Source organism: Tamlana crocina (assembly GCF_012037625.1).
In genome coordinates, this window is the sequence record NZ_JAAVJS010000003.1 from 171,728 (window position 1) to 196,747 (window position 25,020).

General features: G+C 39.1%; 23 protein-coding genes. 19 read left to right on the plus strand and 4 right to left on the minus strand.

The features are described from left to right. Positions 1-9: 9 nt before the first annotated feature. Positions 10-540 (minus strand): alpha-ketoglutarate decarboxylase, encoded by a 531-nt coding sequence (locus HC176_RS03040; RefSeq protein ID WP_167916719.1) that lies wholly within the window; start codon positions 538-540, stop codon positions 10-12. Positions 541-697: 157 nt separating this feature from the next. Here HC176_RS03040 and HC176_RS03045 point away from each other — a divergent pair, with 157 nt between their 5' ends. The 3 genes from HC176_RS03045 (at position 698) to pth (ending at position 5,414) form a co-directional block, all read left to right on the plus strand. Beyond that, positions 698-3,439, plus strand: a complete 2,742-nt coding sequence (locus tag HC176_RS03045) for a 2-oxoglutarate dehydrogenase E1 component (RefSeq protein ID WP_167916720.1) — start codon at positions 698-700, stop codon at positions 3,437-3,439. Between the two features lie 33 nt (positions 3,440-3,472). Beyond that, complete coding sequence (gene odhB, locus HC176_RS03050) at positions 3,473-4,684, plus strand: 2-oxoglutarate dehydrogenase complex dihydrolipoyllysine-residue succinyltransferase (protein ID WP_167916721.1); 1,212 nt, start codon at positions 3,473-3,475, stop codon at positions 4,682-4,684. 103 nt (positions 4,685-4,787) lie between these two features. Continuing rightward, entirely contained in the window at positions 4,788-5,414 is a 627-nt protein-coding gene (gene pth, locus HC176_RS03055) for an aminoacyl-tRNA hydrolase (RefSeq protein WP_167916722.1), read from the plus strand. A 308-nt stretch (positions 5,415-5,722) separates the two neighbouring features. Here the strand turns inward: pth and HC176_RS03060 are convergent, their stop codons facing one another. Beyond that, positions 5,723-8,758, minus strand: coding sequence for a reprolysin-like metallopeptidase (locus tag HC176_RS03060; protein ID WP_167916723.1), 3,036 nt, complete (start codon positions 8,756-8,758; stop codon positions 5,723-5,725). 173 nt (positions 8,759-8,931) lie between these two features. On the opposite strand from HC176_RS03060, the gene HC176_RS03065 reads away from it, so the two are divergent. The 16 genes from HC176_RS03065 (at position 8,932) to HC176_RS03140 (ending at position 23,091) form a co-directional block, all read left to right on the plus strand. Then, a complete protein-coding gene (locus HC176_RS03065; RefSeq protein WP_167916724.1) occupies positions 8,932-9,450 on the plus strand; it encodes a hypothetical protein in 519 nt (172 codons plus the stop codon). Positions 9,451-9,506: 56 nt separating this feature from the next. Beyond that, positions 9,507-10,439 (plus strand): bifunctional riboflavin kinase/FAD synthetase, encoded by a 933-nt coding sequence (locus HC176_RS03070; protein ID WP_167916725.1) that lies wholly within the window; start codon positions 9,507-9,509, stop codon positions 10,437-10,439. Continuing rightward, positions 10,432-11,757, plus strand: coding sequence for an HTTM domain-containing protein (locus HC176_RS03075; RefSeq protein ID WP_167916726.1), 1,326 nt, complete (start codon positions 10,432-10,434; stop codon positions 11,755-11,757). Before HC176_RS03070 ends, HC176_RS03075 begins: the two co-directional genes overlap by 8 nt. A gap of 36 nt (positions 11,758-11,793) precedes the next feature. After that, positions 11,794-13,065 (plus strand): serine--tRNA ligase, encoded by a 1,272-nt coding sequence (gene serS / locus HC176_RS03080; protein ID WP_167916727.1) that lies wholly within the window; start codon positions 11,794-11,796, stop codon positions 13,063-13,065. A gap of 512 nt (positions 13,066-13,577) precedes the next feature. Further along, on the plus strand, positions 13,578-15,353 hold the full coding sequence (locus tag HC176_RS03085; RefSeq protein WP_167916728.1) for a tetratricopeptide repeat protein: 1,776 nt from the start codon (positions 13,578-13,580) through the stop codon (positions 15,351-15,353). A 131-nt stretch (positions 15,354-15,484) separates the two neighbouring features. Continuing rightward, the gene (locus HC176_RS03090; RefSeq protein WP_167916729.1) at positions 15,485-16,081 is read left to right on the plus strand and encodes a helix-turn-helix domain-containing protein; all 597 of its coding nucleotides are present in this window, start codon (positions 15,485-15,487) and stop codon (positions 16,079-16,081) included. A gap of 50 nt (positions 16,082-16,131) precedes the next feature. Then, positions 16,132-16,455, plus strand: a complete 324-nt coding sequence (locus tag HC176_RS03095; protein ID WP_167916730.1) for a DUF4286 family protein — start codon at positions 16,132-16,134, stop codon at positions 16,453-16,455. Positions 16,456-16,480: 25 nt separating this feature from the next. Further along, on the plus strand, positions 16,481-16,933 hold the full coding sequence (locus HC176_RS03100; RefSeq protein ID WP_167916731.1) for a GNAT family N-acetyltransferase: 453 nt from the start codon (positions 16,481-16,483) through the stop codon (positions 16,931-16,933). 60 nt (positions 16,934-16,993) lie between these two features. Beyond that, positions 16,994-17,788 carry a 16S rRNA (adenine(1518)-N(6)/adenine(1519)-N(6))-dimethyltransferase RsmA gene (gene rsmA, locus HC176_RS03105; protein ID WP_167916732.1) on the plus strand — a complete coding sequence of 265 codons (795 nt, stop codon included), beginning with the start codon at positions 16,994-16,996 and terminating at the stop codon, positions 17,786-17,788. Positions 17,789-17,806: 18 nt separating this feature from the next. Next, the gene (gene mgtE, locus HC176_RS03110) at positions 17,807-19,183 is read left to right on the plus strand and encodes a magnesium transporter (RefSeq protein WP_209309646.1); all 1,377 of its coding nucleotides are present in this window, start codon (positions 17,807-17,809) and stop codon (positions 19,181-19,183) included. Positions 19,184-19,453: 270 nt separating this feature from the next. Beyond that, positions 19,454-20,434, plus strand: coding sequence for a 2-hydroxyacid dehydrogenase (locus tag HC176_RS03115; RefSeq protein WP_167916733.1), 981 nt, complete (start codon positions 19,454-19,456; stop codon positions 20,432-20,434). A gap of 24 nt (positions 20,435-20,458) precedes the next feature. Beyond that, on the plus strand, positions 20,459-20,914 hold the full coding sequence (locus HC176_RS03120) for a DUF1801 domain-containing protein (protein ID WP_167916734.1): 456 nt from the start codon (positions 20,459-20,461) through the stop codon (positions 20,912-20,914). 17 nt (positions 20,915-20,931) lie between these two features. Continuing rightward, positions 20,932-21,303 (plus strand): VOC family protein, encoded by a 372-nt coding sequence (locus HC176_RS03125; protein WP_167916735.1) that lies wholly within the window; start codon positions 20,932-20,934, stop codon positions 21,301-21,303. Positions 21,304-21,486: 183 nt separating this feature from the next. After that, entirely contained in the window at positions 21,487-21,873 is a 387-nt protein-coding gene (locus HC176_RS03130) for a VOC family protein (RefSeq protein ID WP_167916736.1), read from the plus strand. A 24-nt stretch (positions 21,874-21,897) separates the two neighbouring features. Further along, positions 21,898-22,662, plus strand: coding sequence for a sulfite exporter TauE/SafE family protein (locus HC176_RS03135; protein ID WP_167916737.1), 765 nt, complete (start codon positions 21,898-21,900; stop codon positions 22,660-22,662). A 105-nt stretch (positions 22,663-22,767) separates the two neighbouring features. Next, positions 22,768-23,091, plus strand: a complete 324-nt coding sequence (locus tag HC176_RS03140) for a TM2 domain-containing protein (RefSeq protein WP_167916738.1) — start codon at positions 22,768-22,770, stop codon at positions 23,089-23,091. Positions 23,092-23,261: 170 nt separating this feature from the next. On the opposite strand, the gene HC176_RS03145 is transcribed toward HC176_RS03140, so the two are convergent. Together HC176_RS03145 and HC176_RS03150 are read right to left on the minus strand one after the other, a co-directional pair. Continuing rightward, complete coding sequence (locus tag HC176_RS03145) at positions 23,262-23,555, minus strand: hypothetical protein (RefSeq protein ID WP_167916739.1); 294 nt, start codon at positions 23,553-23,555, stop codon at positions 23,262-23,264. Positions 23,556-23,652: 97 nt separating this feature from the next. After that, complete coding sequence (locus HC176_RS03150; RefSeq protein ID WP_167916740.1) at positions 23,653-24,894, minus strand: 3-deoxy-D-manno-octulosonic acid transferase; 1,242 nt, start codon at positions 24,892-24,894, stop codon at positions 23,653-23,655. Positions 24,895-25,020 lie beyond the last annotated feature (126 nt).

A 25,020-nucleotide genomic window follows, 5' to 3' on the forward strand; every position in this document is an offset into this window, starting at 1 on the left:
TTTTATGAATTAAAAATAAAACCTAACAAAAGGCATCCAGGGGTCTGTGTAAATGCTTCTGTTGCTGTCGTGCAGTACGTTGTATCTCACGCCAAAGGTTACGTTGCCACTTCTGTAACCAACTCCAAAAAATAAGGCGGGCGACCAATAGCTGTCATCTTCAATATTCAGGTTTACATTGTACCTTCGGTTTACATGGAGCTGTTCGAATTCTGCCGAAAGTTGAAATGCATTAAAAATATTACTGAGTGCAATTAAACTGCCACCCAAAATTGTGGACTTGTAAGTGTTTTTCTGGCTATTGAATGTGGCGTTTAGTCCTAATCCGGCTGCAAAACTTCTGTTAAACTGGTAAATGGCGCTAGGTGTAACGGTTCCACTAAAAAAGTTGTCGCTAAAGTTTAAGCCAAGGCCACCACCAAACCGAACGTTTTCCCAGAACGGGCTATCATTGTTTTGTGCTACTGATGAAAAAGCAAAAAACGAGAAGATGCTAAAAAGCAATGTATATTTTTTGTTAATTGAGAAAAATGTATTCATAAAAATGAGGAATTGGTAATAAATTAACAAATAATTAAAACATGTTTATTTAGCAGGTTTTCGTGCTATAAATATAGTTAAACCAACTTCTAATTTTATCAAATGTTGTATTTTTGAAAAATATTTTGACTAAACCTACACGGGATTAAAACAAACAATGGATAGATTTTCATTTTTAAACGCAGCACATACCGCATTTTTTGCAGATTTATACGAGCAATACCTTGAAAACCCTGATGCCGTAGAGCCTAGTTGGAGAGCCTTTTTCCAAGGTTACGATTTTGGCAGTGAAAACTACGGATTGGATGGTGAAATTGTAGAAGGTGTTTCTGCCCAAATGCCAGAATATCTTCAAAAGGAATTTCAAGTTATCAAACTTATTGATGGCTACAGGATGAGAGGGCACTTGTTTACCAAAACAAACCCAGTTCGAGACAGAAGAACCTACTCCCCAACTTTAGATATTGAAAATTTCGGACTAACAGAAGCCGATTTGGATACCGTTTTCAATGCTGGTGAAATCTTGGGCATCGGTGCACAAACCCTGCGTGAAATTTTAGTGCATTTAGAGCGCATTTATTGTAGCTCAATTGGCGTGGAATACATGTATTTGCGTAACCCAGAAGTAATTGCGTGGTGGCAGGAAAAATTAAATTTGAATGATAATCAGCCTAATTTTTCGGCTGATAAAAAGAAATACATCCTCTCAAAATTAAACCAAGCAGTAACCTTCGAAAACTTTTTGCAGACCAAATATGTTGGGCAAAAGCGTTTTTCACTTGAAGGAGGCGAGTCGCTTATTCCCGCAATAAGCAACGTGCTGTTTTATGCTTCAGAAAAATACGATGTAAAAGAGTGCGTTTTAGGAATGGCACACCGTGGCCGATTGAGTACTTTGGTAAATATTTTTAGAAAGCCATTAAATGAGTTGTTTAACGAATTTGACGGCTTGGATTTTGAAGATGAAAATATTGATGGAGACGTAAAGTACCACTTAGGCTTAACACTTGATAAAACTTACCAAAACGGTAAAAATATCAAAATGAATTTGGTGCCCAACCCGTCCCACTTAGAAACCGTCGCTCCAGTGGCCGAGGGCATTACCCGTGCCAAAATCGATAACGATTACAATGGCGACGACTCTAAAATCATTCCTATTATCGTACATGGCGATGCCGCTATTGCAGGGCAAGGCGTGGTTTATGAAGTGGCACAAATGAGCCAGTTAAACGGGTATAAAACTGGTGGTACGGTTCATATTGTGGTGAATAACCAAATTGGATTTACTACTAATTACCTCGATGCGCGTTCCAGTACCTACTGTACCGATGTGGCCAAAGTAACCCTTTCGCCCGTAATGCATGTTAATGCTGATGATGCCGAAGCTGTGGTTCACGCCGTTGAATTGGCTTTGGAATACAGAATGCGTTACAAAAAAGACGTTTATATCGATTTATTGGGCTATAGAAAATATGGGCATAACGAAGGTGACGAACCTCGATTTACCCAACCTAAATTATATAAAGAAATTTCAAAACACCCGAACCCATTTAAACTTTATTCCGATAAGCTAATTGCTGAAAATACAGTAGATAAAGATTATGTAGATGGTATTGTAAGTGAATTTAAAGACACTTTAGAGTCTGAATACGAAAAATCGAAAGAGGCTGAGTCGTCCAAAGTAAGGGAGTTTATGCAAGAGCGCTGGAAAGGTTTCGAGCGTAGAGGTATTGAGGCGATGTTGGAATCGGATGAGACCGGTTACGACGAGTCTAAATTGAAGAATATTTCAAAAGTAGTTTCTACTGTTCCCGATGGCGTTAAGTTTTTAAGAAAGGCCGAGCGTATATTGGAGGGTCGTTCTAAAATGGTGTTCGAAACCGATACTTTGGATTGGGGTATGGCCGAGACTTTAGCTTACGGAAGTTTGTTGGAAGAAGGCTATAACGTGCGTATTTCGGGGCAGGATGTAGAGCGTGGTACATTTAGCCACCGTCATGCTATTTTAAGGGACGAAAAGTCTGAAGAGCGTATCAACCTACTAAATACCAACCCAGAGAATAAAGGCGAAATGTACATTTACAACTCGTTTTTATCAGAGTACGGCGTGTTAGGTTTCGATTACGGTTATGCATTGGCCAACCCAAATACATTAACTATTTGGGAGGCTCAGTTTGGTGACTTTAGTAACGGTGCACAAATTATTTTCGACCAATATTTATCGGCCGCCGAAGATAAATGGAAATCACAAAACGGTATTGTAGTATTGCTGCCTCATGGTTACGAAGGACAAGGTTCTGAGCACTCATCGGCCAGAATTGAGCGTTACCTTCAGTTGTGCGGAAACGACAATATGATTGTTGCCGATTGTACTACTCCGGGCAACTTCTTCCACTTGTTACGTCGTCAAATGAAACGTAACTTCCGTAAGCCTTTAATTGTGTTCACGCCTAAAAGTTTACTGCGCCACCCAAAAGCGGTATCGTCCATGAGTGAGTTAACCTCAGGACAATTCCAGGAAATTATTGATGATACAGTAAACCCAGAAAACGTAAAGAAATTGGTATTCTGTACCGGTAAATTCTATTACGATTTGTTGGAAGAAAGAGAATCGTTGGGCAGGGAAGATGTGGCATTGGTAAGAATAGAGCAGTTGTTCCCATTGCATTTAGATAAAATACAAGGCGTGATTAATCGTTATAGCAACGTTGAAAAATACGTTTGGGCACAAGAAGAACCCAAAAATATGGGAGCTTGGACGCACATGGCGCAACGCATGGATTTAGTGAAACTGGAAGTGTGCTCAAGACCATACAGTTCGGTTCCAGCACCAGGATCTAGCACTCGAGATAAAAGAAGACAAAGACAAGTGATAAACGCTGTTTTTGATATAGAATAAAATTAGATTTAGATACCATTAAAATTATAAAGAATGATTTTAGAAATGAAAGTTCCCTCGCCGGGGGAATCCATCACAGAAGTTGAAATAGCAACATGGTTGGTTGAAGAAGGAGATTATGTTGAAAAAGACCAAGCTATTGCAGAGGTAGATAGCGATAAGGCTACTTTAGAATTACCTGCCGAAGCCAGCGGAACCATTACCTTTAAAGCAGAAGAAGGCGATGCCGTTGCCGTTGGTGCAGTGGTTTGCTTGATTGATACCGCTGCAGAAAAACCGGAAGGTGGCGACGCTCCAAAGGCTGAGAAAAAGGAAGAAGCACCAAAAGCTGAAGCGCCTAAAGCACCTGCTGCAGAAACCAAAACCTATGCTACAGGTAGCGCAAGCCCAGCGGCTAAAAAGATTTTGGCCGAAAAAGGTATGGATGCCGCTTCTGTTACCGGAACAGGTAAAGATGGTAGGGTAACTAAAGATGATGCCGTTAAAGCGGTACCATCTATGGGAACACCAACTGGTGGAAACCGAGGAACTTCACGTACTAAAATGTCAATGCTGCGTCGTAAGGTTGCCGAGCGTTTGGTGGAAGCCAAAAACACTACGGCTATGTTAACGACCTTTAACGAGGTGGACATGTCGCCTATTTTTGCATTGCGTTCAGAATATAAAGAAACTTTCAAATCGAAGCACGGCGTTGGTTTAGGCTTTATGAGTTTCTTCACTTTGGCCGTGGTTAGGGCATTAAAAATGTACCCTGCGGTGAATTCCATGATTGATGGGAAAGAAATGCTGACTTACGATTTTTGTGATATCAGTATCGCCGTTTCCGGACCAAAAGGTTTAATGGTACCTGTAATCAGAAATGCCGAAAACTTAAGCTTTAGAGGTGTGGAATCTGAGGTGAAGCGTTTGGCTTTGCGTGCCAGAGATGGACAAATCACTGTTGATGAAATGACTGGTGGTACTTTTACCATCACCAATGGAGGTGTATTCGGTAGTATGTTGTCCACGCCAATCATTAACCCGCCGCAAAGTGGTATTTTGGGTATGCACAACATTGTTGAGCGTCCAGTAGCGGTTGACGGTAAGGTTGAAATTCGCCCAATCATGTATGTGGCGCTTTCTTACGACCATAGAATCATCGACGGTAAGGAAAGTGTTGGGTTCTTGGTAGCGGTTAAAGAAGCTTTGGAAAACCCAACCGAGTTATTGATGGATAACGACGTTAAAAAGGCGTTAGAATTATAAAACAAAAAAGGAACCATACCTTTTTAAAATTCAAATTATAGAACAAAGAGCATTCCGGTTTATTCGGAATGCTTTTTTATTTTTGCAACCAAAATGAATGATTATGTGGTCATTTTTAAAAGACTTATTTGCAAAGAAAACAAAGGTTGAAGAACAGGATGTTATGAAGAAATTTTTAATAGTTGGTTTAGGGAATATTGGTGAAAAATACGAAAACACCCGTCATAATATCGGTTTTAAGGTGTTGGATTATTTTGCCGATAAAGAAGGCTTTTCGTTTGAAACCCAAAAACTGGGTGATGTAGCTACTTATAAGTTAAAAGGGCGAACGTTTATATTTATGAAACCCAATACTTATATGAATTTAAGTGGAAAGGCGGTGCAGTACTGGCTAACCAAAGAAAATATCCCGATGGAAAACCTTTTGGTTATTACCGACGATTTAAACTTGCCTTTTGGGAGCATCCGATTAAAAACCAAAGGTAGCGACGGCGGCCACAACGGTTTGAAAGATATCCAGGATAAACTCAATACCACAAAATACAACCGTTTTAGGTTTGGCATTAGCGATGCGTTTAGTAAAGGTCGACAAGTGGACTACGTGTTGGGCGAATGGACTGATGAGGAAAGCAGCAAGCTTAAAGAGCGCTTGGAAAAATCAACAGAGTTGATAAAATCATTTGTGTTGGCCGGGGTCAATAATACCATGAATACTTTTAATGGGAAGTAACCCTTAAACAGTAAAAAAAACTTTCTATTTGAAATTTTTGGTTTCAAGTTTTGATAGTTATATTCACTAAAGTAGCGTTTGAATAATATCTCTTTATCTTTTATTTTCCCAAATGTGCATTTTAATAAAATTCGTCAATTCGAGTGGATTTTTCGATTGCAATGAGGGAAATTTTTATCGAGAATTAGGATTTTAATACCCTAAAAGTTTTCTCCCGATAGCTATCGGGAACAATTTTTCGTTCTGCTTCGGCTACGCTCAGCAACCACTCAAAATCACTCGAACTGATTATGCTAAGCTAAACTTGATCAATCAACAACAATCTTTTTAGTAGCCCGTCTTAAACCATCACTCACTCGTAAAAGGTAAATGCCCGATTGCACATGTTTTAATGAAACGGTTTCATTAAAATCGCCTCCGTTTTCATAAAGGTTTTGATAAATCATGCGTCCGCTAACGTCGTAAACTTCCACATTTATTTTGCTGGTTGAAGCACTATTCAACTTGATTTTGAATTCACCTTGATTCGGATTGGGGAAAACGTTAAAATTGGCAAACCCAAATTCTTGAATGCTCAATTCGGCTTCAACGTTTATGGTATAATCTTCCACTTCACCGTCAAAATCATTTTCACACGAAGTTGGCGCCCCGTCCTGTTTATATTTGGTGGCTACACGCATGATGGTGTTTCCAAGAATGGCATTATTAGGAATGGTGATTGAAACCGGTGAATTGCCCGTTGGGCCATCAGAAACATCGGTAGCATCACCTAAATTGTATTCTTCACCGGGGTCTCCAAAACTACAGTTTTGGTTCCAGTCTATCCATACTTTCGTATTGGTGGTAAAATTGCCGTCTGTGTTGGCGTTTACGGTTAGATCGTAACTGCTGTTTCGGTTAACATCGGTTGAAATGTTCGTAAAGTCTGAATAGGCAGATTTTGCCGAGGTGTTATCTATGGTATTAAATTGGACGCGCGTTGTACTGGTTTGAAATTCCAAACTACCAGAAGCTAAGCAAATGGAATTGAAAAAAGGAAAGTCCACATTTTTGTTTTTGGTTTGTGTAGTGGCCGTTCCTGTGATAATAATCGTATAATCACCTTGAGACACGCCATCTAGGTTACCGATGGTTAATGTTACAGAACCCGAACTGCTTAAGTTGCTTGGTGAAAACGTAGCGGTGGCGCCGCCCGGAATGTTGGACGCACTAAACGTAGTATTTTCAGAAAACCCGTTGGCTATTACGTAATCAAAAGTAAATACCGCACTATCGTCACCACAATTTACAGGTGTTAGTTCTTCTTCAACTATAAAGAAATCAGGGTTGGCGGAAATACTGAAATCAAAATCAGAAATATCATAAAAAATATTGTCGGCAGCCTCAATAAGCAATCTTGCAGAACTGGTATCTGAAATAGACGGAACAGTAAAAGTATGTTCGCCGTCGTTTGGTGTGTTTGACGCTATAATGGTTGGGAAGGTCAGCCCACCGTCGGTAGACAGCTTGATATTTACAAACTGGCAATTAATAGTGCCAACATCAACGGTTTGCCCCACATTCCAATTAATGGTTTCTGTGGTGGTTTGAGCCCAATTTACGGGGTTGCTAACTGTGAAAGGTTCGGTGCTGTTTACGGTAACGTTCATAAAATCAACAGCGGTTTGTCCGCCGCCGTTAGCGCCAACAACGTCATTGTCTCTTACCGTTAAAGCAAAACGCATGGTTCTGTTAAATGCAGGCAGTTTTTCCCAATCGGTTGAACCGTTTGTGTTGAGGTAATCTTCAAAATCTGGAAAATATCTTACGGGGTCGGTAGTGCCTTCAAAAGAACGAAACAACGGGCCCGTAACGTTGGTTTCGTCCGGAGCGCCTGCTGCGCCTAAGTCGTATTGCTCCCAAGTGTAAGTGTGGGTACTGGTGCCGTCTGGATCGGTTGAATTTCCTGTTAGCTTGAACGGCGTTGAAATAGGTATGGTGTAGTCACTGCCCGCATTGGCAATAGGTGCGCTATTTCCGGTTGCGGTTGGTGTGCCGCAGGTACTGTTGCCAGTGGTAATGTTATCCCACATCATTTGAATACTTTTTTGATGGAAATATGCGTCGCTGTTTGATTGAACATTTTGTGAAGAACATAGCCCGGCATAGCCCATAATAGTACTGCCGCTTCCAGGTTCGTAAGCATTGCTAGCTGTTCGGTTGCCACTTCCACAACCTCCGGCGTTGCCATTAAAAGTATGTGGCGCCCCAAATTGATGTCCCATTTCGTGGGCTACGTAGTCAATGTCATAAGCATCGCCCACGGGAATTTGAGAGCCTGTATAACCCATCGCTTTTACATCGTTTACACAGACTGAGCCTAACATTTGTACAATACCGCCATTACCGGTCATAAAAGTATGGCCTATATCGTAATTTGCAGGCTGTATTAGGTCGTCTGTTAAAGTTTGTATTTGACTGAATACAGTTTGTACTTCATTATCATCAGGGTTGTTGGTAATGTTATCCGTATTAATAAAGATAATATCGGTATTGTCCACTAAAACCATTTTTACGGACAGGTCGCGCTGAAAAATGCCATTTACTCGTGTCATCGTCACGACCATGGCATTGAGCACAGCATTTTTTTTGTCGGCTTCGCTGTCGCCGGCATTAAGTCCGGCCGCTACCCAATGGTATTGGGAATATTCAACGGTTGAAGCCAGTGCCAATCGAAACGTTCTCAACATGCCGTCGTTGGCATTTGCTAAAGCTTTAGAGTGGTTTTCCGATTTGCTGGCAACGGTAGTATTTTCGGATAAATAACATTCAAATCCTTTTTTCAAAGTAGGCAGGTCGCCTTTATTGTAAACAATATATTGATTGGTGCTTTTTGAATACGGATCAATAAACTGTACGCCATTATCTGTGGCAAATGTCATGGCGTGCAGTCCCTGCGACGTTAAACTAAAAGTTATGGTTGAGGCTGGATGGTTAACGTTTTGCCCGATATAGGTTCTAATTTCGGGATGTTTCGCTTGGAAATCGGCTTCCAAAATAGAAGATTCGGTGATGCGGAATGTTTCTAACTTCCCATTGCTATTGGGGAAATTTACCAGAATATTTTCCGCCGCTTTTGTTTTGTTTTTATTGGCTTTACTCAAAACCGTTTTTAAACTTTCAATATCCAATTGATAAAACTGTGCTTTTTTTGGCTCTGTTTTTCTAGCCAGTTTCTTTGCGTTTGATGCTTTTTCAGAAGATATTGCTGTCCAAATTGGATTTTGGTTTTGTGCTACAAGATTAAAAACAAGGCAGAAAAAAAACAGAGACTGTAGGGCGGTTTTTGAGTAAAAACGTTTCATTCGGTTAAATTTTTGTGGCAATTTACTTTTTAAATTGTTGACAATCCTTGCCAAAAGGCCGTTGCGGGCTATCATGGCAATTGCGATTTGGGCGTTACAATTGGCTAAAAATACTCAGTATAAATATCAATTGCAAAAAATAATCCGTCATTTTAAAATACATATATTTGTTTATGAAGCATTTGTGCCTAGTTATTTTACTTGTTTTTACACTTTCCTGTAAAAGTGAAAACACAGCGGTAACCCAAAAGAATAGTGAGTTAAATTCAATTGTTTGTCCTGAAAACGGCGTTTGTTCATTTAAAGTTTTACAGAACAAATCATTAGCGATTAAAACCGATGGATTGGGAGATTTGTTTTTGGAAACCGTTGAAGGTAAAAAACTAGTTTTAAAATTTGAGTACAGTAAAAATCACGATAAAAAACTCGAAGACGGCAGTTACAGAGAGGAAGTGTTTTTAGAGCTGAACCCAAACGATTTAAAAATAGAAACTAAAGACTTGGTAAATCAGAAACTCTATTTTGCACGATGGTGTTATTGTAAGGGGGAAACGGGGTACTATAAAATCAAGGAAGGCCTGTTGAAAGTTGAGAAATTGAATGATGGGAGCTTTCAGCTTTATTTAAGTTTTAAAATAGGCGAAGTGCCGCAGGTAGTTACCCAAATAAATGAAACCTTCAGTTTACAATAAACGCTTTCAGTTTGTTTTAATAGGGATTATACCTAGTTTTGTAGAAAATTCACAGCTTGAAAACGAAGAGTAATTTAAATGCCCTTGGCAAAGAAGGCACCGTAGTAACCATCGGTACTTTTGATGGTGTGCATATTGGGCATCAAAAAATAATAAAGCGCTTAATAAAAACGGGCGAGCAGTTTGGTTTAAAATCGGTGATTCTTACGTTTTTTCCGCACCCGCGGATGGTTTTACAGAAAGATTCCAACATCAAACTGATCAATACGATTGAAGAGCGCCACCAAATTTTAAACGATTTGGGCTTGGATTATCTGCTTATAAAAGAGTTTACCCACGAGTTTTCAAGACTTTCGGCCGAAGATTTTGTGAAGCAAATTTTGGTAGATAAACTTCATGCCCGAAAGGTGATTATTGGTTACGACCACCGTTTTGGAAGAAATAGAAATGCCGATATCAACGACCTGAAACAATACGGTGAAACTTACGGTTTTGAAGTTGAAGAAATTTCAGCACAGGATATTGATGATGTTTCGGTGAGTTCCACAAAAATTAGAACGGCTCTTCAAGCGGGCGATATTGCCAAAGCGAATGCTTATTTGGGCTATCCTTTTATGCTTACCGGGGTGGTTGCCAAAGGAAAAGGCTTGGGCAGACAACTTAATTACCCAACGGCAAATATTAAAATTCCAGAAGATTATAAGCTTATCCCCAAACAGGGGGCGTACATCGTCAGTTCAAAAATCAACAATAAAACGGTTTTTGGAATGATGAATATTGGTACCAATCCCACGGTAAATGGTAGCCAACAAACCATAGAGGTGCACTTTTTTGATTTTGATGCCGATATTTACGGCGAAACCATTCAAGTGGATTTATTGCAGCGCATTCGTGATGAATATCGATTCGAATCGGTGGAGGCTTTAAAAACCCAGTTGTCGCTCGATAAACAAACCGCATTGCATTTTATTTCAAACCAAAATGGGTAATAATGGACTGTTCAAGCGAATTGATAATTCGGCATTAATTGTATTCCGAATTATTTTTGGACTGCTTTGTTTTTTAGAATCTGTGGGAGCTATTTTTACCGGCTGGGTAAAAACCACACTTATTGAGCCTCAATTCACATTTTCTTTTATTGGTTTTGAATGGTTGCAACCATTGCCGGGCAACGGCATGTACATTTATTATGTATTGATGGGCGTTTTCGGTTTGTTCATTATGCTGGGGTATAAATACCGATTTAGTATGTTGGCGTTTACGTTGATGTGGTCGGCCACGTATTTAATGCAGAAGTCGTCGTACAACAACCACTATTATTTATTGATGTTGGTCAGTGCCATTATGGTATGTCTTCCGGCCAACCGTTATGCTTCACTCGATGCTAAACACCATCCAGAAATTAAAAGTATTTCCATGCCACAATGGTGCCGATGGGTGATTATTTTACAGCTTTTCATTGTTTACACTTATGCTTCGGTGGCCAAGTTTTATCCCGATTGGTTGGATACCATGGTTATTGAAGTGTTTATGAAAAACAAGCAAAACTATTTTTTGGTGGGCGATTTGCTCCAACAAAAATGGATGCACTATATTATGGCTTACGGTGGTATTTTTTTCGATGGATTGATAGTTCCACTGCTATTGTACAAACCCACAAGAAAATATGCATTTGCCGTGGCGGTGTTTTTTCATCTGTTCAATTCGGTGGTGTTTCAAATTGGTATCTTTCCGTATTTGGCCTTGGCGTTTACGCTTTTCTTTTTCGAACCGAAAACCATTCAAAAGTTATTTTTAAAAAGGAAACCGTTTTATGAAGGAAATGAAATAGTGCTTCCGAAGTATAAAAACGCATGGATAGCGGTTTTTTCAATCTATTTTATTGTGCAAATTGGTTTACCGTTAAGGCATCATTTTTTTGAGGACGATGTGTTGTGGACGGAAGAAGGTCACCGGCTGGCTTGGCGTATGATGCTGCGTACAAAAGGCGCCCAGGTAGCCTATTGGGTGGAAGATAAACAAACGGGCAAGCGTGAATACGTTAATTTAAACGAGTACCTCACCCCAAAACAAAAACGGGCGGCTAGTACCAAACCTGATGTAATTTGGCAATTTGCACAACATCTGAAAAACAAGTACAAGTCTGAAGGAAAGGAGGTTGCGGTTTATGTAAATAGCAAAGTTAGCGTTAACGGAAAACCTTTTAAAACCCTAGTAAATCCCGATGTGGATTTGGCCAATGTAGAATGGCAGCACTTTAAACACAGCGACTGGATTTTAACTTCAAAAACACGGGCAATTAAATAACTATTTCCTTAAATTTGTCGCTTAAATTTTCATTGCATGTTACAAGTTCCCTTTATTAGAGAAAACAAAGATTTAGTGATAGAGCGGTTGGCAAAACGAAACATTGATGCCACGCAAATGATAAACGATGTCATTACTTTTGATGAGGACAGAAGACGTCTTCAAACGGAGTTGGACAATACTTTGGCCGAATCGAACACCCTTTCAAAAGAAATTGGAAACTTGTACAAATCCGGCGAAGTTCAAAAAGCCAATGTGCTCAAGGAAAAAACGAGCCAGTTGAAAGAGGCCTCGAAAGAATTGACCGAAGCTTTAAACCAAAAAGCCGAAGCGCTCAACGAATTGCTTTATAAAATACCCAATGTGCCCAACGAAATTGTGCCGCAAGGGGGCACCGATGCCGATAACGAAGAGGTGTTTCGTGCTGGCGATATTCCAAAATTGAACCAAGGGGCATTACCACACTGGGAGTTGGCCAAGAAATATGATATTATCGATTTTGAACTGGGCAATAAAATTACCGGTGCTGGATTTCCCGTTTACAAAGGAAAAGGAGCACGCTTACAACGCGCCTTGATTGCCTATTTTCTGGATAAAAACACTGCTGCAGGCTATACCGAATATCAACTGCCGCATTTAGTGAACGAAGCTTCTGGCTTTGGCACAGGGCAATTACCCGATAAAGAAGGGCAGATGTACCATGTAACGGCCGATAATTTATATTTGATACCAACAGCCGAGGTACCTGGAACCAATATTTTTAGGGATGTGGTTTTGAATGAAAGCGATTTGCCTATTGGTATTACGGGCTATACGCCATGTTTCCGACGTGAGGCTGGAAGTTACGGAGCGCACGTTCGCGGACTCAACCGTTTGCACCAATTTGATAAGGTGGAGATTTTACGTGTAGAACACCCAAGTAAATCCTATGAAGCTTTAGACGGTATGGTAGCTCATGTAAAAACCATTTTGGAAGAATTAAAATTACCTTACAGAATTTTAAGGTTGTGCGGTGGTGATTTAGGTTTTACGTCGGCACTGACTTATGATTTTGAGGTGTTTTCAACGGCGCAAGACCGATGGTTAGAAATTTCATCGGTGTCTAACTTCGAAACTTTTCAAGCCAATCGTTTAAAACTACGATTTAAAAATAGTGATGGTAAAAACGAATTGGCCCATACGTTAAACGGAAGTTCTTTAGCTTTGCCACGCGTATTGGCCGGAATTTTGGAAAATTGCCAAACCGAATCGGGTATCGTTATTCCTGAGGTTTTACAACCGTACACCGGTTTCAAAATTATTGATTAAAATGTAGGTTAAAACGTTCTTTTTAAGAATGTTTAATTTGAAATAATCGACAAAACACACAAAACACATGTTGTTCGGTGTGTTTTTTGTCGATTTTCTTGTTTTTTTAAATTTTATTTCCCAAGTTCGTCTTCCTAAATCTAATTAACCTGCTGATTATGAAAAATGTTAAACGCATTGTTTTATTAATTGCTCTCATATTTTTCGCGACAAAAGTTTTGTCTTCAGATTTTAAGCTATTTAAATCTGAAGGAGAAACAAGAGCGATTGTTAGCAAATAAATATTTCCTGTTTATTTACTTGATAAGAAAAATAGCCTGTCTTGCAGAGCAGGAGTATAATGGCTGTCCCCAATCGAGTAGTTAATTAACAAGTAGTTAATAGAGCATTATTTTTGGTTGGTTAGTGCCCGGATTGTTGTCCGGGCATTTTTTGTTAATCAGATTTCCAAAAACTGCCAAAAATATCCCGTCTTATCTAAAACTGAAATTCACATTTGTTATATTTACCGCATGAGGCCTCTATTTATCATATTGTTTTTCATAACTACAAGCGTTTTCTCCCAAAATGAGCTAATTGCAAATGAATATTTTAAGAACGGTGAATTCGAAAAAGCCTTGTTGGAGTATAAAAAAATCTATGCCCAGTCGCCGTCCAATATTAACGTTATCAATCAAATTATAAGTGCACACCAGCAGTTAGAACAGTACGATGAAGCCGAAAGCTTTTTGGTACAGCTTATGGATCGGGTAAAATATCCAGCGTTTTTTGTAGAGCTGGGTTATAATTACCAGCTTAAAAGCGATTTGGAAAATGCTAAGGTAAATTACAATATGGCATTACAATCGATTGACGAGCGACCGTCGAATGTATTTTCGGTTGCCCGAGGATTTCAAAACCATACGCTTTTAGAAGAAGCAGCAACAGCTTATGAAAAAGCCATGGCCCTAAATCCTGATTATAATTTCAACGTACAATTGGCGCAGGTTTATGGCGAACAGGGGAAAATAGAAAAAATGTTCGGTAGTTATCTTGATTTTGCCATGTCGAACCCCATTGTTTTAAGCGATGTAAAACGGAATATAAACGAGTTTATAACCGAAGATGCCAACAACGAAAACAACATCCTGTTCCGAAAAATGCTGCTAAAAAAAATGCAGGAACAGCCCGATGTGTTGTGGAATGAGCTGCTCAGTTGGTTGTTTATTCAGCAAAAAGATTATAAAAAAGCCTTTACGCAAGAAAAAGCCATTTATAACAGAGAGCAGGCCGGCTTGCTGCGTATTGAAGAGTTGGCAGGAATTTGCGTAAATGAAGAGGAGCCCGAAACCGCCAAAGAAATTTATAATTACCTAATTGAAACAGCACAAAACCCCGATACCAAACTCAATGCCTATTATCATTTGCTTCAGCTTCAAATAAAGGAAAGTTCAGCTAAAGAGTATCCGAAAATAAAAGAACAGTATTTAGAATTATTGAATGATTTTGGAGATGAAGCCAATCTGCTGAGTTTGCAAATTTCGTATGCGCACTTTTTAGCCTTTTATATGGACGACCCTAAAACCGCCAGTGCATTTTTAGAAAACCTTTTGGAAGAACCTTTGTCGCAAATGGAGCAGGCACAAGTAAAATTGAAGTTGGGCGATATTTTGGTGCTTCAGGAAAAATTCAACCAGGCCTTGATTTACTATACTCAAATTCAGCGTAATTTAAAAAACAGTACCATTTCGCAAGAAGCACGTTTTAAGGTCGCCAAAGCCAGCTACTACAAAGGCGATTTTAAATGGGCCGAGTCGCAATTGAAAATATTAAAATCGTCCACCTCGCAATTAATTGCCAACGATGCACTCGATTTAAAGTTGCTAATAACAGATAACAAATACGAAGATTCGCTTCAAACGGCCTTAAAAAAATACGCAAAGGCCGATTTGCTGGCTTTTCAAAACAAAAATGATGCGGCCATTACATTGCTCGACGGCATTTTAAATGAACATAAAACCGAACCGATTATTGGCCAAGCCTTGTACAAACAAGCCCAATTGTTCGAGTTGAAAAAAGAATTTGAAAAAGCTAAGGCGAATTACGAAGTGCTTATTGAAAATTATCGCAATGGAATTTTGGTCGACGATGCCTTATTTCATTTGGCTAAAATTTTTGAGAACAAATTAAGCCAACCCGAAAAGGCCAAACAGCTTTACGAAAGCATCATTTTTAACCACGCCGATAGCATTTATTTTGTCGATGCCAGAAAACGTTTTAGGGCACTTCGGGGTGATGCGGTAAACTGATTTTAAATTTCATTAGGTGAAATCCCTTTAAAATAGAGGTTTCGACACGGTTGACGTAAACATGACGCAATAAAGACGCTATCAAATAATAAGGTGTTGTTGTAGTTTTACTCAAAATTAAAACCTAAAAAATGAATAACTTCAATTTAGCAGAGCGAGTAAAAGAATTAAGAAAACAAAAAGGATTGTCGCAAGAAGTTTTGGCTACGGAATCGGGTTTAAGTTTGCGAACCATCCAACGTATTGAAAATAGTGAAACGGTACCCAGAGGCGATACCCTAAAAAAGTTGGCACAAGCTTTAAACTGTACACCTTCTGATATTGTAGAATGGCAAGTTCGGGAAGATAATTCGTATTTAGTTATTATGAGTCTGTCGGCTTTAGGTTTTGTGTTTTTTCCGATTTTAGGTATCATAATTCCGCTAACACTTTGGATTTTGAAGCGCGAAAAAACTAAAGGGGTCGATAGATTGGGAAAATCCATTTTAAACTTTCAGATAACGTGGGTGATATTGCTATTTTCCTTTTACATCATTTTTGTAACAGGGATGATGGGAGGTTTTTTAAGTGGGGTTTTAAAATCCATTTCGCCAAGCCCGTTTTTGAGTGTGATTTTATTAATTGGGGCACTATACGGATATAACATTGTGGTTACAATAATAAATACCGTTAGGGTGTATCAACAAAAATCGGTAAAGTATGTGCCAGCGATACCAATTTTAAGGTGATTTGTTTTGATTCTGCGATAGAACTGCGGTAATTTGCAAAAACGCTAATTATGTATATTTACAACGTAACCGTAAACATTGACGAAAGCATCCACGGCGAATGGCTAAAATGGATAAAAGAGCACATTCCACAAGTATTGGGTACGGGAAAATTTGAAAAAGCGACCTTAACCCGAGTACTGGTTGAAGAAGACATGGGTGGTATTACCTATTCCATTCAATACCGCACATATTCCCGCGAAGCTTTAGATGCTTACTACCGAGAAGATGCAAACAGACTACGCACGGAAGGTGCAAAAAAGTTTGCCGATAAAATGTTGGCCTTCCGTACCGAGCTTCAAATTATTGATGAATATACGGTAGATTTTAATTGATTTTTCGGCTGTAAAAAATACAATCATGAATTTTAGAAAAGCAATCGAACAGGATTTACCAGAAATTGTGGCCATGTATGCCGACGATGAACTCGGTAAAACCCGGGAAAACTATCAATTGCCATTGCCCAAAACATATTTCGATGCTTTTAAAAACATCGTGGCCGACCCCAACCAAGAACTGGTGGTGGCCGAAAATGACGAGGGGGAAATTTTAGGCACGCTACAACTTACCTTTATTCAATATTTAAACCGCTTGGGTGCATTAAGAGCCCAAATTGAATCAGTGCATGTAAAATCAAACCAAAGAGGAAAAGGCCTGGGGAAAGAAATGTTTAAGTGGGCAATACACCGAGCCAAGGAAAAAAATGCGGTGATTGTGCAATTAACCTCCGATAAAAAAAGACCCAAAGCCATAAAGTTTTACGAACAACTAGGTTTTGTAGCTTCGCACGAAGGGCTCAAATTACATTTTTAAGTATAAAGCTAATAGAAGTAAGGGCTTTTGTATCTTTGCTAACTTAAATTGTTATATCCCGTGGCGCAACATTCCAACCAACATCAAGTAAAGGCAAAGAAACATTTAGGTCAGCATTTCTTAAATGATGAAGCGGTGGCCCAAAAAATAGCCGATACCTTAAGCTTAAACGGCTACAACAACGTTTTGGAAATTGGTCCGGGTATGGGCGTGCTCACTAAGTATCTCTTAAAAAAAGATATCACCACTTATGTGATTGAAATCGATACCGAGTCGGTCGAGTACTTAAAAGCCAATTACTTGAATTTGGCACCTCGAATCATTGAAAAAGACTTTTTAAAATACGATTTAAATCAAGTGTTTAAAGGAGAACCTTTAGCCATAATTGGAAATTTTCCTTACAATATTTCGAGCCAGATTGTTTTTAAGGCTTTGGAAATGCGCCATCAAATCCCTGAGTTTTCAGGTATGTTCCAAAAGGAAGTGGCACAGCGCATTTGTTCAAAAGAAGGCAGCAAAGTGTACGGCATTCTTTCGGTACTTACCCAAGCGTTTTACAATGCCGAATACCTGTTTACCGTGCCGCCCAATGTGTTCAATCCACCACCAAAAGTAGATTCGGGTGTGTTACGACTCAGCAGAAAAGAAAATTACACTTTGCCATGCGACGAAAAACTGTTTTTTAGAGTGGTGAAAATGGCTTTTCAGCAGCGCCGAAAAACCATTCGTAACAGTTTAAAAACATTGAATTTGTCCGATAATTTAAAAGCAAATAGTATATTTGGCAAACGCCCCGAACAATTGAGTGTTCCAGAGTTTTTAGAGCTCACCCAATTAATCGAAGCAGATCTTTAATCCTTAAAACTTTTCCATTTGTCAGAAGAAAAAGAAAACATACAATTTCAACTCACAGATGAACTCTTAGAGCAGGTTGAGCAACTTATCGAATCGCAAAGTGATAAGCAGCTCAAAAAGCTTATGGACGATTTCCATTATGCCGATATCGCCGAAATCCTGGATGAGCTCGATTTGGAAGGCGCGATGTATGTAATCAAACTTCTGGATTCTGAAACCACTTCCGATATTTTAATGGAATTGGATGAAGACAACCGTGAAAAAGTTTTAAAAAACCTTTCGGCACAAGAAATAGCCGAAGAAGTTGAAGAGCTCGATACTGATGATGCTGCCGACATCATTGCCGAACTTCCCGAAGAACGCCGGCAAGAAGTTATTTCCAGAATTGAAGACGAAGCGCACCAAGCAGAAATTAGGGAGCTTTTGGCTTACGATGAAGACACCGCTGGTGGACTCATGGCTAAAGAGTTGGTTAAGGTTTACGATACTTGGACGGTGGCCGGTTGCTTGCGCCGCATTCGTGGGCAGGCCAAAGAAGTGACGCGGGTACATTCAGTCTATGTGGTCGATAAGCAGGAAAAACTCATTGGCCGTTTGTCATTAAAGGATTTGATTGTGGCCAAAAGCGACCAGAAAATCGCCGATATTTATATTTCCAGTGTCGATTACGTTAATGTGAACGAAGATGTGGAAGAGGTCGCCAGAATCATGGCCAAGTACGATTTGGAAGCTATTCCGGTAGTTGAAAGCGACGAGAATAAAGTCTTGTTAGGGCGCATTACCATCGACGATATTGTGGATGTTATGAAAGAGGAAGCCGATAAAGATTACCAAATGGCTGCTGGTATTACGGGCGATGTCGATTCAGACGATAGTATTCTTCAGCTTACCAAAGCACGTTTGCCATGGTTGTTTTTAGGACTTGTTGGTGGCGTGGGCGCCTTTTTGATTATGGAAGGGTTTCACGAAGCGTTCAGTAAATATGCCGTGTTGTTTTTCTTCACTCCACTCATTGCAGCGATGGCGGGTAACGTTGGGGTGCAATCTTCAGCGATTATCGTACAAGGTTTGGCCAACGACGATGTAAAAGGAAGTATTAACAGTCGTCTCTTAAAGGAAATGCTATTGGCAGCCTTAAACGGCGTGGTTTTGGCGCTGTTCTTATTTTTGTTTGTTTGGGCCATTGGCAATAGCGTCAACACGGCCTTTGCGGTGTCAATTTCGTTGGTTGTCGTTATTGTGGTCGCTGGGCTAATCGGTACTTTTGTACCGTTATTTTTAGATAAACGTGGCATTGATCCTGCCATAGCCACTGGTCCGTTTATAACCACCAGTAACGATATTTTTGGTATTCTTATTTACTTTTCAATCGCTAAACTTATTTTAGGGATTTAAGGTAGATCTGCTGAGTTTATTTTCAGTATCATATTTGGGCGTTACCCTTCGACAAGCTCCGGGTCGGGCTTTCCGTTTTATCTTTTTAAAAAGGTCAGGGCGAGTAGGAAACGCCAAAGCCATCCATTAAATTTCAGTTAGGCATATTGCGTATCGCCTTTTTAGTCTTTTAAAAAGGATGCCATTGCAATCCCTAACGCAAACTTCAGCAGTTCTAAAATTTGTTCGGTGCTACATTATTTTTAATTTTGGGTGATATAAATATTCAAAATGAAAATTCTTCACTTAGATACCAATCACGAACTAATTATTAATCAATTAAACGAATTAGGCTTTCAAAACGACGAAGATTATTATTCCTCAAAAGAAGCCATCGAAAAAAAAATAGATCAATACGACGGCATTATTATAAGAAGCCGTTTTACCATCGATAAACCATTTCTCGATGCTGCTACCAATCTAAAATTTATAGGAAGGGTAGGTGCCGGACTCGAAAATATTGACTGCGAGTACGCCGAAAAAAAAGGCGTGTATTTAATAGCGGCACCCGAAGGAAACCGCAATGCCGTAGGTGAGCACGCTTTGGGCATGCTACTCTCGTTGTTCAATAAACTCAATAAGGCCGATGCCGAAGTGCGTTTGGGGCAATGGTTGCGCGAAGATAACCGTGGCATAGAACTCGATGGCCGAACCGTGGGCATTATTGGCTACGGAAACATGGGCAAGGCCTTTGCCAAAAAACTACGCGGATTTGATGTTGAGGTGCTGTGTTACGATATTAAAGATAATGTGGGCGATGCCAATGCCAAACAAGTGTCGCTAAAAGAATTTCAGGAAAAGGTAGATGTGGTGAGCTTAAACACGCCGCAAACCCCATTAACTTTAAAAATGGTGAACACCGAGTTTATCAACCAGTTTAAAAAGCCGTTTTGGTTTATAAATACGGCCCGCGGAAAAAGTGTGGTGACCCAAGATTTAGTGGAAGCCCTGCAATCGGGTAAAATTCTGGGTGCCGGGCTGGATGTTTTAGAATACGAAAAAGACTCTTTTGAGAATTTATTCAAAACACCCGATACCTCTGGAAATGTAGAAAAAGGCTTGCTTAGCGAAGTAGAAGCCACTAAAGCCTTTCAGTATTTAATCCGTTCTAAAAAAGTATTGTTAACGCCTCATGTTGCGGGTTGGACTGTTGAAAGTAAAGAAAAACTAGCCCAAACTATTGTTGATAAGATTAAGGCGAAATTTTGTTAACTTTAGGTTCGTAAAAAAGAACCGATGCAATACAACGCTACATCGCCCGAAGATTACATTAATCAAGTGCCCGAAGAACGTCAGCAAGCCTTAAAAGCACTTCGTAAAGTTATAAACGAAAATTTGCCCAAAGGTTTTGAAGAGGGCATCCAATACGGTATGATTGGCTATTATGTGCCGCATTCGGTTTACCCCGATGGCTATCATTGCAACCCCAAAGAACCCTTGCCGTTTATGAGTTTTGCGTCGCAGAAAAATTCGGTGAATCTTTACCATAGTGGTATTTATGCCGTGCCCGAAATCCACGATTGGTTTGTGGCCGAATACCCGAAGCACAGCAAACGCAAACTGGATATGGGCAAAAGTTGCATTCGGTTTAAAAAAATGGATGATATTCCATTGGAATTAATTGCCGAACTGTGCCAAAAGCTAACGGTTAACAAGTGGATAAACATTTACGAAACCGCCATTAAAAAGTAACCAACAAAACCATTATTATGAAATTAGGAGCATTTTCGGTAAGTCTTAATGTGAAGGATATTAAGGCTTCAAAGCAATTTTACGAAACCTTGGGGTTTTCGCAATTTGCAGGCGATATCGAGCAGAATTACCTCATCATGAAAAATGGTAATGCCATCATAGGGTTATTTCAAGGCATGTTCGAACAAAATATTTTGACCTTTAACCCTGGTTGGGACGAAAATGCGCAAAAGGTGGAGCCTTTTGATGATGTCCGTGCCATTCAAAAGCATTTGAAAAACAATAACATCAAACTGGAAAGCGAGGCCGATGAGACTACTTCTGGCCCAGGAAGCACCGTGCTTTTTGACCCCGACGGAAATACAATTTTAATCGATCAACATGTTTAATCTATAAAACTGGAGCTATCTGTAAAGTAGTTTTTTGTCATTTCGAGTCTTTCGTCTTCGCTCAAGATAAACTAAAGTCGAGAAATCTCATTTTGTTAAAACTGAATTTTTGAGATTCTTTTTCTTTTCCAATCACTATAAAAATTCAGAATAAATATACTTTTTAGCTTCTTAAGCAGAGCAATGAAAAAACGAGTAACAGGCATAGGCGGATTATTTTTTAAAACCAAAGACCCCAAAGCCACAAAAGCGTGGTACAAAAAACATCTGGGATTTAATACCGACGATTACGGTTGTACTTTTTGGTGGAAAGATAAAAATGGCAACGATTGCTCTACACAATGGAGTCCGTTTCCGGAAGACACCAAATATTACGAGCCCTCAAAAAAAGATTTCATGTTTAATTATCGGGTGGAGAACTTGGAGGAATTATTGAAGACTTTAAAAGCAGAAGGCGTTACCATTGTAGGTGAAATTGAAGAATACGAATACGGAAAGTTCGGTTGGATTTTAGATAATGATGGCAATAAAATAGAGCTTTGGGAGCCTGTTGATGATGCTTTTTTGTAATTTCGCTGCTTCAAAAAAGAATCATTGTCTTATTTAGAAATTTTACAATCATTTCAACTGTCGGTATGGCAATGGTTAGCCATTGGTTTTGCTGTTTTCCTGTTGGGTTTATCCAAATCGGGCATTAAAGGCATCGGTATTATTATAGTGGTAATTCTAGCTTTTGTGTTTGGTGAAAAAGCATCTACCGGTGTGCTGCTGCCCATGCTTATCGCTGCCGATATTTTTGCCGTTATCTATTATTTCAAACATGTAAAATGGGATATCATCAAAAAACTCATTCCTTGGATGATTGTTGGTGTACTCGTTGGCGTGTGGGTAGGTAACGATATTTCGGAGTTGGTTTTTAAACGCATGATGGCCATTATCATTATGGTTTCGGTACTTATTATGTTTTATACCGAAAGGCGCGCATCGCCAAAAGTGCCCACCAGTAAATGGTTTGGAATTATTATGGGGTTTTTGGCAGGGTTTACTACCATGATAGGCAATTTAGCCGGACCCATTTCCAACATTTATTTTTTGGCCATGCGATTTCCGAAGAACCAATTTATTGGCACGGCGGCTTGGTTGTTTTTTATAATCAATGTGTTTAAACTGCCCTTTCATATTTTAGTTTGGAAAACTGTTACCACCGAAACTTTGGTGCTCAATTCGGTACTTATTCCCATGGTAATTGTTGGCTTTTTCGTAGGTGCGCGTATTGTAAGGCTAATTTCAAACACCCACTACAGGCGTTTTGTGTTTTTGGTAACGGCTTTGGGCGGACTTATTATGCTGTTTAGATAACTACCGTTTTTTCAGTCGGAAATTACTTTATTGTAGTTGGGTTATAAAGCAAACAGATTTTTTACTACATTTATAATCCATTTACTAACCATTAAAAATGTTTTTATGTCTGAAGAAAAACAAACAAACGATACATTCAATGAAGCCAAAAAAACGGCTTCTGAGTTTGCGAGCAATGCCAAACAAACCTTCGATTCCACAGAAAACAAGAAAATTTTAGCTGGGGTTTTAGGAATCCTTTTTGGAGGATTGGGCATACACAAATTTGTGCTAGGTTATAATAAAGAAGGTGTGATTTTATTGATAGCTACTATTTTAACTTGTGGTATTGCCAGTATAGTAGGCTTTATTGAAGGAATCATTTATTTAACAAAATCGGATGCGGAGTTTTATCAAACTTATCAAGTGGGTAAAAAACCTTGGTTTTAATTTTTGAAAATCCATTACTGATAATATATTTAAAAGCCGAAAATTTAAGTTTTCGGCTTTTTTATTTTACAAGAATCAAATGAATTCAGTAAGAAGGGATGACGTATATCCATAAAAAAAACCAGTGAAAATATTCACTGGTTAATTTTAAAGTTTACAAAAAAATAGAATTACTCTTCTAATTCTTCGGCTTTATTTTCAACGGCGTCGCCAGCTTCTTTCATAGCTTCGCCGGTTTCTTTAATGGCATTATCTGTTGCGTCAACAGCTTCATCCATAGCTTTTCCTGCTTCTTCTAAAGCGCCTTCGGTGGCATCGGCAGCATCATCGGCAGCTTCTTCCATGGCGTCACCGGCATTTTCGATAGCGTCTTCAACAGAGTCGGCTTTTTTGGTGTCTCTACAAGAGGTAAAACTTAAGGCAAGTGCCACTAACATAACGGTGCTTAAAAGTAATTTTTTCATTGGTTTTTTCATTTTAGTGTTAATTATTAAAGTTGATATTTAATTTAATAATTTTTTTGTTTTAAATGTTGAAATTTCAACAAATATTTCATCAACTTCATTTGTATATACGAAGGTAATCGAGTATTTGGATCACGGCGCCTTTATTTTTCATAATGAAAGTAGCGTTGGCCGTTCCAGTGTCGAGACGTTTTACTTCGTTATTAATTAGCTCATCTAAAATGTGTTTAAGTTCTGTTTGGTTAGCGATAGAAAACATGCCGCCATTATTAATTAAGTCTTTAGCTTCAGGGAATTTGTCGTAGTTTTTTCCAATAACTACGGGAACACCAAATACAGCTGGTTCTAAAGTGTTGTGCAGTCCAGTGTTGCCCATGGCGCCACCAACATAGGCGATATCAGCATAATTATAAATTTTTGTTAGTAGGCCTATGGTGTCAATTATAAAGACGCTTGCACTTTGAAGGTGTGTGTTGTCTTTTTTTGAAAAAAGCACGTATGGAACTTTTAGCAGGGCTTCGATATTTTTAATATGGCTAGACTTAATGTCGTGCGGTGCAATAATGAATTTTACATTTTTCGGGGCTTGGTTATTAATGTATTCCGTTAAAAGGACTTCGTCCTCTGGCCACGAACTGCCAATAACCACGCATAGCTGATTGCTTTTGAATTCCTCAACAAAAGGCAAGGTGTTGTCTTGTTTCAATTGATTTGAAACCCTATCGAACCGTGTGTCGCCACTTACCGTAACATGGTTGAAGTTTATCGATTCCAATAACGTTTTGGAAACTTCGTTTTGGGTGAAAATATGTTCGAATGCAAAAAGGGCATCACGTAGGGGTTTGCCAAATGGTTTAAAATACAATTGGTTTTCCCTAAAGGCCGCTGAAATTAAGATGGCCCGGAGTTGATGTTTTTTAATTTTATTTAAATAGTTGGGCCAAATATCATATTTTACAAAAACAGTGAGTTCGGGTTGCAACAAGTTTATAAAACGTTCAGCATTTTTTGGGGTATCCATGGGCAGATAAACTACCACATCGGCAATGGGTGTGTTTTTCCGTACTTCGTAACCCGAAGGCGAAAAAAAAGTCAGCACAATTTTATGTGTTGTATATTGTTTTCTTAGAGCTTCAAAAATAGGAAGTCCCTGTTCGTATTCGCCCAACGAGGCACAATGAAACCACAGGGTTTTATCGTTTGGTGTTAAGCTCGATTGTAAGGTTTTAAAGCTCTGTTTTCTGCCATCAATTCCGCTTTTAATTTTAGTATTAAATCCTGAAGAACAGTGTAGTACAAAATTCGCTAAATAAATGCCTATGTTGTAAATGAAGTTCAAAATACGTTTTATTTGCCGCTAAAATACATCACTTTAAATAAACAGGCCGTATATTCCGTAGAAATCAAAAGTTTCAAATAAAATGTAATCGATGACTTAAAATAATCGCAAATGTTTGATTGGTTG

Bases quoted from the DNA above. Each gene is read 5' to 3' on its own strand.
- HC176_RS03100 (WP_167916731.1), top strand. From the start codon at position 16,481: ATGAATTTTAGAAAAGCAATCGAACAGGATTTACCAGAAATTGTGGCC.
- HC176_RS03075 (WP_167916726.1), top strand. From the start codon at position 10,432: ATGGGTAATAATGGACTGTTCAAGCGAATTGATAATTCGGCATTAATT.
- HC176_RS03140 (WP_167916738.1), top strand. From the start codon at position 22,768: ATGTCTGAAGAAAAACAAACAAACGATACATTCAATGAAGCCAAAAAA.
- HC176_RS03065 (WP_167916724.1), top strand. From the start codon at position 8,932: ATGAAGCATTTGTGCCTAGTTATTTTACTTGTTTTTACACTTTCCTGT.
- HC176_RS03060 (WP_167916723.1), bottom strand. From the start codon at position 8,758: ATGAAACGTTTTTACTCAAAAACCGCCCTACAGTCTCTGTTTTTTTTC.
- HC176_RS03040 (WP_167916719.1), bottom strand. From the start codon at position 540: ATGAATACATTTTTCTCAATTAACAAAAAATATACATTGCTTTTTAGC.
- HC176_RS03130 (WP_167916736.1), top strand. From the start codon at position 21,487: ATGAAAAAACGAGTAACAGGCATAGGCGGATTATTTTTTAAAACCAAA.
- pth (WP_167916722.1), top strand. From the start codon at position 4,788: ATGTGGTCATTTTTAAAAGACTTATTTGCAAAGAAAACAAAGGTTGAA.
- HC176_RS03090 (WP_167916729.1), top strand. From the start codon at position 15,485: ATGAATAACTTCAATTTAGCAGAGCGAGTAAAAGAATTAAGAAAACAA.
- HC176_RS03125 (WP_167916735.1), top strand. From the start codon at position 20,932: ATGAAATTAGGAGCATTTTCGGTAAGTCTTAATGTGAAGGATATTAAG.
- HC176_RS03120 (WP_167916734.1), top strand. From the start codon at position 20,459: ATGCAATACAACGCTACATCGCCCGAAGATTACATTAATCAAGTGCCC.
- HC176_RS03095 (WP_167916730.1), top strand. From the start codon at position 16,132: ATGTATATTTACAACGTAACCGTAAACATTGACGAAAGCATCCACGGC.
- HC176_RS03045 (WP_167916720.1), top strand. From the start codon at position 698: ATGGATAGATTTTCATTTTTAAACGCAGCACATACCGCATTTTTTGCA.
- HC176_RS03085 (WP_167916728.1), top strand. From the start codon at position 13,578: ATGAGGCCTCTATTTATCATATTGTTTTTCATAACTACAAGCGTTTTC.
- odhB (WP_167916721.1), top strand. From the start codon at position 3,473: ATGATTTTAGAAATGAAAGTTCCCTCGCCGGGGGAATCCATCACAGAA.
- HC176_RS03145 (WP_167916739.1), bottom strand. From the start codon at position 23,555: ATGAAAAAATTACTTTTAAGCACCGTTATGTTAGTGGCACTTGCCTTA.
- HC176_RS03115 (WP_167916733.1), top strand. From the start codon at position 19,454: ATGAAAATTCTTCACTTAGATACCAATCACGAACTAATTATTAATCAA.
- serS (WP_167916727.1), top strand. From the start codon at position 11,794: ATGTTACAAGTTCCCTTTATTAGAGAAAACAAAGATTTAGTGATAGAG.